Source organism: Nostoc sp. (assembly GCF_036916735.1).
Classification (GTDB): domain Bacteria; phylum Cyanobacteriota; class Cyanobacteriia; order Cyanobacteriales; family Nostocaceae; genus Nostoc.
Genome location: NZ_JBALFV010000030.1, coordinates 1 through 13,307 on the forward strand (window position 1 = coordinate 1; position 13,307 = coordinate 13,307).

The following is a 13,307-nucleotide window of genomic DNA, read 5'->3' on the forward strand; positions in this document are numbered from 1 at the left end:
ATCAGCTTTCCTTGGGCTGTACGCTTAATCGGTATCTAGTTTTACTTTACTCATCGATTATACTGTCTGTCCTAATCGCCTTGGCGATTGCTATAAGTTAACCGCGATCGCTCTTAGCCTCTCCCTTTAATAGAAGACTGCCATCCCATCACCGCTTTGCTTCTATGCACTTCTAATCATAAAAACTCTTGCAAAAGTTTTTTTTGTGAATGATCTAGTCGCTACAGTAAACCTTTAAAATCTCTAGCAGATGAGTAGGTAGATTGGTATGAGTGAAACTACAGAAACGATTTTTAGCAAAATTATTCGTCGGGAAATTCCCGTTGATATTGTTTATGAGGATGATTTAGCCTTAGCATTCAAAGATATACATCCCCAAGCGCCTGTTCACATCCTCGTTATTCCCAAAAAACCCATTCCCACACTAGCTGATACTGAATCTCAGGATCATGCTTTGTTAGGGCATCTTTTATTAACTGCCAAACGTGTTGCAAAAGAAGCTGGACTGGAAAACGGTTATCGAGTTGTCATCAACACTGGTGATGATGGTGGCCAGACAGTCCACCACTTACATCTGCATATTTTAGGAGGACGGCAGTTGAACTGGCCGCCTGGTTGATAAAACCATAAAACCGGATGAATTGTGTCTCTAGACGCGATTCATCACTAAAAAACTAACTGCTCCTGCTATCAACAGTTAATTCTGAAGTTTAGCTAAATTAAAAACCGCTCTCTGGAAACAGGGAGCGTTTTTGTTTTTAGAAGTATTTGGTAAAAGAGAAATTAAAGAGTATCTTCTTTTTTGTACCTTCAAATTAAAATCCATGCCTTTAAGGCGCAAATTATTCACTTATGGTAAGTGCCTCTGCTCGCACTCGCAAAGCTAGTAATAATCTCTCATAACCGTCTTCCTCATACAAATTTACCCACTGCCATTGGTGTAACCTTTGAGGAATATCGCACTCTTCTAACTTTGCCGGAATAATAAAGATGCTACCCTCGGGCTGTTCTTCAGCCACATCTAATGCAAATTTTACTTCCCTTTGAACAAAACCAATTGTGTTAATGGATCGATGTGACAGGCAAACAATTACAACATCAGAATTACGCACAGCCCTTGTGATTTCTAGCTTCCAATCTTGACCAGGTATTAAAGCTTTCTTATCGAGCCAAGGATCAATATGATCTTCACATAGCTTATTGTAGAGTTTTTCCATTTCAGATTTGTCATCAGAAGCATGGCATAAGAAAGCCCGCAGTTGTCTGATGTCACCAGATGCATTAGTAATTACGATAGCGCCAAAGACTTCGACTAGGTTATTTTTAACACAAATAATGCCATAATCATTTGGGTCTTGACCTTCCCAATGAACGCTACCAGTCAAGCTGTATCCCCAACGAGTAAAAAAGTTTTCAATTAGATACTGCAACCAATCAGTATAGCAATAGAAGTTATCTGCTTCGTTCCAAATAATTTCTGTTCCATCATCGTTGGGAGTCCAATCACACCATAGACTAGGCTGCTCACTTGGAGGAATATTTCCATCTAAAATAGAAGGATCTCGATGTTCTTGATCATTCTTACAGCTAGTTCCTACAAAGTAAGCTCCCTCTGCTCCTATAGGTAAACCTACAGCCTCTCGAATAGGATCACGAATTTTTTCTAGCTTAGTAATAAGCCTCATCATACGTCGGGTGTCACTGAACGCTTTGAGATAAGCTAGATGTTCTGCTTTAAGTGGTTTATCTAGTTGGAAACTTCCTTTAAATTCTGTATAATAACCCATTTACAAACGTCCATTCGCTACCAAGATTCCCATTTTAGCTGTGATGAATTAAATGACTACTCCAAAATTCTGTAAGAATGTCATCATAGTTATGGTAAAAACATTCTGGAGACAAGACAACGGTTTACGCACGCCCTTTAGCACGGTTAATTGAGCAATTGCAACGCCTACCGGGAGTTGGCCCCAAATCTGCCCAACGACTGGCTTTGCATATTTTAAAGCGACCAGAAGCAGAAGTAGAAGCTTTGGCACATGCGCTGATTGAGGCAAAAAAACAGATAGGCTTGTGTTCTGTTTGTTTTCACTTATCTGCTGAACCTGTTTGTGAAATCTGCCGCAATGCCAATCGTGACAACAAAACTATTTGTGTTGTAGCAGATCCCCGTGATGTGATTGCGCTGGAAAAAACCCGTGAATACAAAGGCAAATATCACGTTTTAGGTGGGGTGATTTCGCCAATTGATGGAATTGGGCCAGAACAGTTGACTATACTTGCTTTGCAACGCCGGGTGAGTCAGCAAAAACCTCAAGAAGTAATTCTGGCAATTAGTCCCAGTGTAGAAGGGGAGACAACAACACTGTATATCGGTCAACTGCTGAAACCATTTACCAAGGTGACGCGGATTGCTTTTGGTTTGCCTGTAGGTGGTGATTTGGAGTACGCCGACGAAGTGACCCTGGCAAGGGCATTGGAAGGACGCCGGGAGTTAGATTAGGCTTAAATAAACTTTAGATTTAAAGCCAGCTTTCGCTCCTGTTCATCGCCCCACTAATTCTGTTAAAATCACGTTTGCCAGCACGTAAATGTTGAGGCAGTGCCATGTGTGCAAAGAGATTTTGCCTCTGGTGTCGCAAGAATTGGGAAAATGGTAGAGTTAAAAGCGATCGCTACGTAAAAAATGTAAATAAGATATGGCTGACCAAAAAGATAAAGCTCAAGAAAAAAACCGCCTTGAACAGCTTCAAGAAGAACAAGGGAACACCGATTCTAAACACTCAGGGGGTGCTGGCGCTTCTGGCGGCAACTCAGGTGCAGGTAAATCTGGCACATCAAAAATTTCTGCCACTGGTACACCTGATGATATCGAAAAAATTGATCAGGAGTAAAGCTGACTCTGATGACGAGTCAAGGTTTAACTACGTCGGCTCTCATTAGTAACTAAACTCAACAATGGTGGATTGAATACCTGATTATTTAGTCCACCGTAACGACCAAAACTAACGTTATTTACAGTGCTGATGCTAGATAGTTCTGGGAAAAAACCTGAAGAATCTACTAGTACCCTGCGCGGAAGTCAAAAGTCAAAAAGCTTGAATTTTGCGGCTTTGAGCGATTTGGAATGGGTAGTTTATTTCTGCCGATGTGTATTAGTACTAGGTCTCAAACACTAACTGCTGTTGCTTGAGCTAGTCTTCCTCTGGAAATAAAACTTCTAGCTCTAAGAAGTCAGAATCGGCGGGGAATAAAACAGCAGTTTTAGCAGCAGTACAAAAGATTAATTCGGCTTACCTGTAATCGTGAATGCTGCCCAGTAGTAAGGATGATTATAAAGATTTTTATCTGATGCAATTTTACTATTTCTATATACTTGTGTCGCTAAATAAGTTTGAATTCGTACTTCTTCAGGATGCAGATTATTCAAGACATCTTCATACCATTTTGTCAGTTCTCCAGCAGTTAATTCTTTCAGCCATCTGGTTGCTTCAGCTAAGGCCGTAACTGCTGATTTATTAGGCTGTAATCGTCGATAAAACTCTATCATTACCAAAGCACTAGCTGAAGACTCTACACTCCAGAGAGTACTTACTACATGAGGAACGCCTTGACTCACAAAACCTGTCACTAAACTCACATATTCGCTGCTGATAGTATGGTTGCTAGTAATTAAATTTTCACAAGCAGAGAGAGTAATAAGGTTGTAACTTGCTGGATTTTGTTGGCATATTTCATTTAAAGTAAGTTTATCTTCACCTGCTAATGCTAATGCTGATTTTTTTGGTTCAACCAAATTATTAATGACATTACCTGCAAAATGAAAGATGTTATAATTATCAAATAAGGCGTTTTTAACAATATCTTTCGTGGCTTCTAAACCTTGAATTCGTTGGATATTATTGAACATCTGGTTAACAATTTCCGACTCAAGTTTGGCAAATTTCAGTGTGGGATAACCTGTATTTTCTGGATGTTCAACACTGAGCAATAATTGATTTTGCCACTGCCAGATATCTTCAGTTCTTATTGATAAACCTATTTGGGCACTAGGTAGGTAGGTAACGCTGAAATTTGACTCCACATTTGGCAATGCTTCCGGTGATGGGGAAGGAAGATGGAAAAGGGTATGAATGGGCAATCTGTACAAGTCACGGTGAGGAATTAAAACTAGTTGGGTAATCCCTTCAAGTTCCTGTGCAATTGTAGAAATATTCAGAATTTCATACAATTGTGACAGCTTTTGTTCCATATCAACTCGCCAAGAATGCTGGTTTTTACTTTCTTTGTCTTGGGCTGTGCTGCGATATTCTTGGTATTGTTGATGCCAATCTTCTAGCCAAGTTTCAAATTCAATTAGGCGTTGTACTGCTTCGGGTAGAGGTAATTCATTTAGACGAATAGCATCTTCTCCTAAAGGTATTGCCCCAGTATCTTGCATGGGTGTAAATAGGAGGATCGGTGATGGCGCTTGGTCTTTGAGAATAAATGTGTGTAAGGCGACTGGACTAATATGCCAGTAAATAATTGCTGTTGTGGGATTAAATAGTTGTTGAATTGCCCCATAATAAGGCGAGTAAATATGATCATTCCAGCCATAAAGTAGCCAGTTTAAACAAGCATTTTTGCCTTGTTCAGCAATTTCCCAGGCTTCAACTAAATCACCAGACTCTACTGCTAAATCAACTGCCAATTGGTTAAAGCCTGCAAATTTCAAGGCTAACTGTTTTTTACTTTCATCTGAAGCAGTTTCTTCACTCAGCAATTGTCGCAATAAATCTGTACCGCGTTGCAGCAATTCTTGAACTTGTGTTATTTGTCCCAAACCCATCAGGACTTTGCTTAGAGATTGTAAAACCTCTAGGTGCAACTGGGGAAAATATTCTAGTGTGAGGGTTAATAGCGCTTGATGGTACTCAGATGCGGCTTTGCGCCAATAATCACGAGGATTAGTATTTTTTTTACCTTGGTCGTAGTAAGTATTAGCGACCGCAAAATGCAATCTACCCCAACCTTCTGGATGGGTATCTGTCCGCAGATGCTTTAACCCTTCCTCGTAGCTGGCTAGTTTCCCTTCGTAGCCGCCCTGTTGTAAGGTGGGATTTGTCGCTGTGATACTACTCGAAATCAGTAATGCTTCAGAGTTCACTAAATTACTGATCGCAGTTCCTCGACCAATCCAAGCTTCCCAATAATCTTGTTTAATTTGCAAAGCTTTGTCATAACAGGCGATCGCTTCGGCAAATTGTTCTAAATAAAACAATCCTACTGCCTGATTATACCAAGCTAAGTGGAAGTCTGGTTTGATGGCGATCGCTTGTTGATAGGAGGCGATCGCTTCTTGTCTACGTCCTAAGTTGTCTAACGCTATACCCCGGTTGTACCAAGCTAAGTAGAAGTCGGATTGAACTGATAGTGCTTTATCCCAAGAGGCGATCGCTTCTGACCATCTTCCCAAATTAAACAGCACTACACCCCGGTCTATCCAAACTTCGTGATAGTCTGGGTTAATTTCTAACGCTTTATCGTAAGATATAATCGCTTCGTTAAATTGTTCGCTGACAGCTAGGGCTATACCACGGTGATACCAATTTTCTTGGTCTTCTGGTTCCAAATGTAGCGCTTGGTCATAACTAAAAATAGCTTCCGGTAGCCAACCTAACTTCAGCAGTGCCAAACCCTTGCTAGACCAAGCTTCTTGGTAATCTGGCTTGATTTCTATAGCTTTGTCAAAAGAAGCGATCGCTTCTTCAAAGTATCCTAATTCTCCGAGAGTTCCACCCCGGTTGTACCAAGCTTTGTAGAAGTCGGGTTTCAGTCGTGTGGCGGTTTCGTAAGATGCGATCGCTTCATCAAAACGTTCTAAATGGAACAGCGTCAAGCCTCGGTTAAACCAATATTCTGATAATTCTGGTTGAAGTTCGATGGCTTTGTCATAAGATGCGATCGCGCCTAACAAATCACCTGTTTTCGCTTGGCTTAGACCTTGATAAAACCACCCTTGAGCCTGGGTAATAGGATCATCGCCATGTCGCCCAATTATTCCAGAAGAATTGCTGCTTTGAACTGCCAAATTATAAGCAAGTTGCTCGACTAAATTGGTACTTTGATCCAATCTCACCCACAACTCATCTAATGTATTAGCCACATTTGGCTCTAAATTGGTCAAAGTGTTATCCCAGGTTTCCACTGAGGGAGAAGTTGTTAATTCACTTCTTTGTCTAGTGGAAAGGAGATTTACTCCTGTTGTAGGTTGAACAACTTCATCATCGAACCTCAGTTGGGCTAATGAGGTGATTGAATCTTCTGCTGCGGGGAGAGGGAAATTTTCAGGTATTGTGGTTTGGGCATCTTCCCTTTGATACTCCAATACCAGTTGCTCTAAATTCTCGGTGAATGTTTCCTCAAAAGAGGCATTTTCAGGCGCTGACGTTATTGGTTCAACATCTGGCTCATCATATTCCCATAATTGCTCACCTAAGCTGCGGATTAACTCTTGCCCAGGCGAAGTTGGGATAATTTCTTCATCGGTTGTTATTTCTACCACATCTGGCTCATCATACTCCCATAACTGCTCGCCTAAATTGCGGATCAGTTCTTGCCCAGGAGTAGTTTCTATGACATTTGGTTCATCATACTCCCATAACTGCTCGCCTAAATTGCCGATCAGTTCTTCCCCATGAGTGATTTCTAAATTCTCTTCTGGATAATTCTCCTTATCCTCTATCTGTGTAGGTGAGTTTTGCAGCAGCCGGATGCCAATGTCATAAGCAACATCTCCAATTCTGCCAACACCAAGTTCCCCCAATTGCACCATCTTTGTTGCTAAAAGCGGATTTGGTGCTGGTGAAGCTAGCAAGCTTTCGCCAAACATCATCAACCAGTCTATCCAGCGTTCAGCCGAAATGCGATTTTCTACCCGTTGCAGATACCTCAATGCCCACTGTCGTCCTCGTGCTTGATGCACGCCTTCTAACAATTGGATAAACAATTGTTCCAGATCCGCATTGGTTAGTTCTGGTAGCATCTCCACCAGATTATGTCCTCTCGCATCCTTGAGAGAACTAGCCTGCTTACTTGCAATGAGGCGCTTTAAAAACCTTCTAAGCGACTGCGATATCCGCCTGAGCATCTGCCACACTATTGGATTTTGTTTTTCTAGATTGTAGCCATCGTTATGTTAAAAAAATCATCAATTACGTAAAAATCCATTAGCTCGAGACAGAGCTTCTGTCGCAGGTTAGCAAAAAATATACAAAACTTCAAGAGTATAGTATTACAACGTTACAATTTCCAGATTCGACTCTTGATGCCAAGTAGTTAATTTTCTGTTTGCTCTGTAGTCGATTGACCGGCAAGATATAATTGATTGATTAATGCCTGGACAAGCACTTCTGGATCGTCTGTATCAACGGCAAGCTGTTGAGCAATCTGCTGGCGTAAGTTTTCATCCTGCTGCAACATTGCAAATAACTCTTCTAGGGTAACAGTTTGGTATTCTCCCTCTGGCAGGTTTTCTGGGGTCTCTACTGACTCTGAGATGGGTGCGGTTGGCTCAGATGGTATCGTTGTGCTAAAAGTATCTGGCCCTTCATATTCCCAAATTGGTTCGCCTTGATTGCGTGTCAACAACTGCATCCCGATACTATAGGCAACATCTCCGATTTCGCCAATGTTCAACTCACCCAATTGCACTAAACGTGCAGCTATTTCATTATTGGGTGTAGGTGATGCTAGCAATCTGTCGCCAAAACGCCTTAACCACTCAACCCAGTCTTCAGTTGGGATGCGATGTTCAATATTATGCAGCCACTTTTGTGCCCACGCTTCCCCTCGTGCTTGATGTACTCCTTGCAACAGTTCGTTGAAGAGAAATTCCAGATCGGTATCGGTTAGGGGTGGCGCTGGTTCTTTTGGCACATTTCCTCTAGATTTTGAGGCAGTCTGTTTTACACCAAACAAGTTCTGAAAAAGCTTTTTGAACCATTGAAATAGCCGCTTGAGCATCTGCTGCACCATTAAGTTTTGCTTATCCTAAGATTGTAGCGATCGCACTGGACTATGGCGTTAGTTCAGTCAATAAAACGTATAGACAGGAAATCTCTTTTTTCTTTAGTACAGTACGGCGTAAATAGAGATACCATTCACAATCAGGGAAAAGCTGACAACACAAGCTTTTTGACTTTTGACTTCCACCTTGCTATATTAGTGCATTATTGCAAAGCCAGAGCGGTCTTCTCCCATGAGCGACTAGCGTCATTGGGCACAGAGGAAAAACTCACAGCAACTTTCTCCTCTACATAGAAGCCGATAAAATTCTTGAAAGCACTGAAGCCTGAAACGTAGATCCCCTTAGCCCCTTAAGGAGGTTGGGGGATCTGAGTGCGTAAGTCCTGATTGAGCAATAGTTATTCTTGCCTACTCCCAATTTTTTTATAGAACAAATGTACTAAAAAATATGCTATAATTCCCATACATTGATGTTGAAATCATAGTAGAGGATATGCTCTGGCTGCAAGTTTCCTGAGTGCCAAAATTCACGGCATTAGTTGAGTCTCGCGCTATGGCAAAATCGATAAACAAAGCAGGTACGAGAGTTTAAAATAATTGAATCCTAAACTCGACTCGGTGCTAGTAATTAACTTTGAAAGGCATTGAAGTCTGTATTTCCATGTCTTATGAACCCCTGCACCACAAATATCGCCCCAAGAGTTTTGCTGAACTGGTGGGTCAAGAGGCGATCGCTACCACCCTCACGAATGCGATCGGCACATCCAAAATCGCCCCCGCCTATTTATTCACTGGGCCTAGAGGTACGGGGAAAACTTCTAGTGCCCGGATTCTGGCTAAATCCCTCAATTGTCTCAAAAGTGACTTGCCCACTGCCCAACCCTGCGGCGTGTGTGAGGTTTGTCAGGGGATCACCAAGGGCTATGCCTTAGATGTAATTGAAATAGACGCCGCTAGCAACACTGGTGTCGATAATATCCGCGAGTTAATTGAAAAAGCCCAGTTTGCTCCTGTGCAGTGTCGCTACAAGGTTTATGTAATCGACGAGTGCCACATGCTCAGTACCCAGGCATTTAACGCGCTACTAAAGACATTAGAAGAACCACCAAGACATGTAGTTTTTGTATTGGCGACAACAGACCCACAACGGGTGTTACCAACGATTATTTCGCGCTGTCAAAGGTTTGATTTTAGACGCATTCAGTTAGAGGCGATGGTGAAGCATTTAAATGCGATCGCATCTTATGAAAACATTCATATTTCACCCGACGCTGTAACTTTAGTAGCCCAACTTTCTCAAGGAGGGTTGCGGGATGCCGAAAGTTTGCTTGACCAATTGGGTTTGTTAGCGGGTGAGGTGACACCGGATAGAGTTTGGGATTTGGTGGGGACAGTAAGCGAACAAGACTTGCTAGCGCTTTTAAATGCGATCGCTCAAGATAAACCCGAAGCAGTTCTAGACTATATTCACCACATTCTAGACCGTGGTCGAGAACCGCTAACTCTTCTGCAAAATCTCGCTGCTTTTTACCGCGATTTACTGATTGCTAAAACAGCACCTAATCGCCACGATTTGGTTGCTTGTACTCAGCAAACCTGGACAGCGTTGGTTGAGTTTGCTCAATACTTCGATATGAGTGTGATTTTGGCAGGACAAAAACATTTGCGAGAAGCTGAAGTGCAAATTAAAAACAGCACCCAGCCGCGTTTGTGGTTGGAAGTAACATTACTAGGATTGTTACCCAGTGCGACGAATATTCAGCCACAAGCCCCAAGTATCACGCAGCGAGTCAACACACTTGTTGTATCTCCAAACCATCCTCCAGCAGTTGCCCAAAATCACGCAGTCTCTTCTTTACCTGTAGCTGAACCGCAAAAAAATCATAATTCTGCATCACCTAATCATCTAGCGACTGCCCAAAATCAGCCCGTCACTTCATCTTCTCCAGTTGAACGGCAAACAAATCACAATTCTGCTGCTAACTCAGTTTCACCACCAACCCCAGAATCGGTATCTGTACCCGTGCCACCTGCGAACGTTGAACCAGTAGCTTCAGAAGTGATTGAGGAAGAACAATATGACTTAACTCAGGTTTGGCAACAAGTGCGTGCTAATTTTCCGATGCCTTCCAGGCAAGCTTTACTGGGGCAAATGTGCCAGCTAATAGAGTTTAACGGTACTTTAGCACGTATTACTGTTAAAGGGTCTAAATGGTATGAAACACTTAAATCTGATCTCCCGATGATGAAAGCAGCTTTCCAGCAAACTTTTCAACGTGAAGTTCAGATAAATCTAGAACAAGTCAGTTCTACAACTCCTACCCCAGCTAAAAAAGATCCACCTCCAAAGGACTCTACTCATGTTCAGCAACCACCAACTCTCAGTTATAAGCAGCAAATTCCGTCTCCAGCGCCAGCACCACAGCCAATCACTCCACCATCAGCATCGACAACAGCAAAAAATGGAAATGGTGTAAATGGAAATGGGGCAAATGGAAATGGCCTTAATGGAAATGGCGTGCAAGCTTTGCCTCCAACTCCAAAGCGAACACCCGCACCTGATTGGGAACCTGACGAAGTAGCGATCGCAGCTCAACGTCTAGCAGAATTTTTCAACGGACAAATTATCCGGTTCGCAGATGATTTCCCAGAATTCTCAGATTCCATAACTACACCTGAGTGGGTAGAAGAATCAGAAGTTGATGATCAATAATGCTCTTAATATTGAATTAAAATCTGGCAAAAGAATAAAAGTTATTTTGTGTGGAAAAATAATAGCTGATGTTACTAATTATATCTTACTCATAATTTTAGTTTTAAGAAAATACTACACAGTTATATCAAACTTGGATTTTGAGTTTTATTACTAGTTAAGTTTACTTTATTTAATTCGTGAGTTGTTTGTTTATACCATAAAATATGTTGTAGAATCGATTTTTGTTGAGTAATTTATTCTTTGAAAGTCCCATCTAATAATAGTTGCTTCTAAAGTGAGGGATAATCGCTATGCCTCAGGTCGATATTGACTGGTTTCTCCCAGCCAACGTAAGCTAATTTGTCCATCATTGTTGTCGTGTTCTTCTCTATAATAATAAACCATACAATAAATACACGTGCCCTCTTGAGGCCACTGAGCATAATCTAGAGGTAGTGGTTTACATTCCTCTTTGTAGTGAAAAATAGGTCCAATATGAATTAAACCTATATACTTATAGCTATCCTTCGGAAAATCATCAACTTCTATAAATATGCCAAAAGGTCTAATTTTTCCTACTTTTGCCCAAAACTTGCGACCAATGGGAAATTGCTGCTTAAGCAGTAACCAGTGTTCTTCCCTAAGTAGCCGCCATTGTTCTTCATTCATTTTCATCAGGGTCTAGCTTTTTCGGAAGAAAAAATGAAGTGTGAATATTATAGTCTACAGTGAAAAAGGCAGGAGGCAGAGGGCATTATTGCTCCTGCCTCCTGCCTCTGTTATTTTTAATTCCCTAAAGGGGCTATTCTTCATTCCCGGTATGCAAAGTTTTCACCCATTTCAGGCGCTTTGGTCTTACCGATATCCGGGCGGTAGTACTGCTCATGACGACTAACCAGTGCAACATATATAAATTGCCACGCAGGGTTTGCACCAGCATCATAAAATATGTAGAAAGTGGGAATTTTTGATCTTGACGTATCCGTTTTAGACCTGTAAACATGCCTACCATCGACATAGTAACGGATAAGCCTGTGATCGGACTTAACATCGGTGGGCGATGACGAGCGATCGCCATTAATAAATCTGGGACCGTTGCTATTGGCAAAATATACATAATCACCATAAACATCAGCAAATCCCAGCTTTTGCGCCCTCCCATGCGGTTTTTGAGAATTAAATCCCAATAATCCAAATAGCGTTGATAACCGCCTTCTGCCCAACGGTTGCGCTGATGCCAAAGTGCGATCGCACTTGTCACTCCTTCTTCTTGCACTGCTGGATGGAAAACACACTCAATATCCCATTTATCCAAATGTAGGCGGATTGTCAAATCCAAATCATCGGTAATGGTTTCTTCATTCCAACCACCACAGCTTTCCAAGGCTGAACGCCGGACAAATTGACCATTGCCGCGCAGTTCGCCAATGCCACCAAGGGCGGTTCGCTGTTGCTGAAACCAAGTATCAAGTGCCATTTCGGCCATTTGACCCTTAGTCCAAAAGTTTGTTTTAGCGTTGGCGATCGCTTTTCGCACCTGCACCGCCCCCACCTTTTCTCTTTGAAATAAAGGTATTACCTGTTGCAGTAAGTCTGGTGTCACTTGGGCATCAGCATCAAATACTGCTATAATATCGCCCTTTGTCAGAGGCAATACCTGATTCAACGCTCCCGATTTGCCACCACTAGCTTCTGCTGAACGCCTTAGTACTTTCAATTGGTCATGTTTCTGTTGGAGTTCTGCTAATAAACCTGGCGTGCTATCACTGCTGTGATCATCAATTATCCATACTTCGTACTGCCCAGCTGGATATTCCAAACTACAAAGATTTTTAACTAATTTAGCAATTACCGCTTCCTCATTTTTCGCAGCCACTAGCACAGATACAGAGGGCAAATCTCCCTGTATTTCTTTTGGATAATGACGGGATTTAGTAAACACTACCACCAAGGCATGAAATCCTAGAATAGTGGTCAGTCCTAGAATAAATATAGAAGCCCAAGAAACTAAATGTAGAGCGATCGTGCCACTCCAGACGATAGTCAAAACTAGAGCCGCTTTGCGTCTACGACCTTGAAACCGGGATGTTAAAGACACAGGATCTGTCTCTAACACTGACTCCTCATCTGCTGATAGGTCAGACAACAAGGAGTTGAGCGGATCAAGCTCTTGATAAGAATTTTCTTCGGGCCAGGAATTCGCTGGCATAGGTTAGGTTGCTTGATTCAAAAACCAGTATTTGTCTACAGTTAGTAATTTTACGGACAAATATCCCTAATCTACTTTTCCCGATGTTAATCGGAATGGGCAAACTGCAATACCCGCTATCCCTAAGCCAAAAGCCGCTAGGACTACCTTTGTTGTCACCGCCACTCTGCGTAATTACCTCGCATTAACCACCTTTGCTACTCTTAGACAGAGGCTTGATTCCTTTGATAGCCATTTAGGCAGGAAGCTTGTAGAGTGGGACTTTCTTCAATGAGAACTCCGTTTTGGGCAAAGTAATAACAAGGTAGTAGCAGCTCGTTGTTGGGAGAAACAGCAATAATAACATCCACCACTTTACAGTGGGAATTTTTAGTGTTATTTTCCCCAGCTTCT

The 13,307-nt window shown here is 42.0% G+C and carries 9 protein-coding genes; 4 read left to right on the plus strand and 5 right to left on the minus strand.

Annotated features, from left to right (window positions below):
- Nucleotides 1-268: 268 nt before the first annotated feature.
- Nucleotides 269-619, plus strand: coding sequence for a histidine triad nucleotide-binding protein (locus V7L20_RS07450; protein ID WP_334743459.1), 351 nt, complete (start codon nt 269-271; stop codon nt 617-619).
- A gap of 223 nt (nt 620-842) precedes the next feature.
- On the opposite strand, the gene V7L20_RS07455 is transcribed toward V7L20_RS07450, so the two are convergent.
- A complete protein-coding gene (locus tag V7L20_RS07455) occupies nt 843-1,787 on the minus strand; it encodes a toll/interleukin-1 receptor domain-containing protein (RefSeq protein ID WP_334743460.1) in 945 nt (314 codons plus the stop codon).
- Nucleotides 1,788-1,945: 158 nt separating this feature from the next.
- Here V7L20_RS07455 and recR point away from each other — a divergent pair, with 158 nt between their 5' ends.
- Nucleotides 1,946-2,503 carry a recombination mediator RecR gene (gene recR, locus V7L20_RS07460; RefSeq protein WP_244944996.1) on the plus strand — a complete coding sequence of 186 codons (558 nt, stop codon included), beginning with the start codon at nt 1,946-1,948 and terminating at the stop codon, nt 2,501-2,503.
- 196 nt (nt 2,504-2,699) lie between these two features.
- Nucleotides 2,700-2,894, plus strand: coding sequence for a hypothetical protein (locus V7L20_RS07465; RefSeq protein WP_138502135.1), 195 nt, complete (start codon nt 2,700-2,702; stop codon nt 2,892-2,894).
- A 389-nt stretch (nt 2,895-3,283) separates the two neighbouring features.
- Here the strand turns inward: V7L20_RS07465 and V7L20_RS07470 are convergent, their stop codons facing one another.
- A complete protein-coding gene (locus V7L20_RS07470) occupies nt 3,284-7,132 on the minus strand; it encodes a CHAT domain-containing protein (RefSeq protein ID WP_334743461.1) in 3,849 nt (1,282 codons plus the stop codon).
- Between the two features lie 188 nt (nt 7,133-7,320).
- Entirely contained in the window at nt 7,321-8,007 is a 687-nt protein-coding gene (locus tag V7L20_RS07475; RefSeq protein WP_442943511.1) for a hypothetical protein, read from the minus strand.
- A gap of 664 nt (nt 8,008-8,671) precedes the next feature.
- Between V7L20_RS07475 and V7L20_RS07480 the strand changes: the two genes are divergently transcribed.
- Entirely contained in the window at nt 8,672-10,723 is a 2,052-nt protein-coding gene (locus V7L20_RS07480) for a DNA polymerase III subunit gamma/tau (RefSeq protein ID WP_334743463.1), read from the plus strand.
- Between the two features lie 291 nt (nt 10,724-11,014).
- Here the strand turns inward: V7L20_RS07480 and V7L20_RS07485 are convergent, their stop codons facing one another.
- Nucleotides 11,015-11,374 carry a hypothetical protein gene (locus V7L20_RS07485; RefSeq protein ID WP_334743464.1) on the minus strand — a complete coding sequence of 120 codons (360 nt, stop codon included), beginning with the start codon at nt 11,372-11,374 and terminating at the stop codon, nt 11,015-11,017.
- Between the two features lie 133 nt (nt 11,375-11,507).
- Entirely contained in the window at nt 11,508-12,914 is a 1,407-nt protein-coding gene (locus tag V7L20_RS07490) for a glycosyltransferase (RefSeq protein WP_334743465.1), read from the minus strand.
- Between the last annotated feature and the right edge of the window lie 393 nt (nt 12,915-13,307).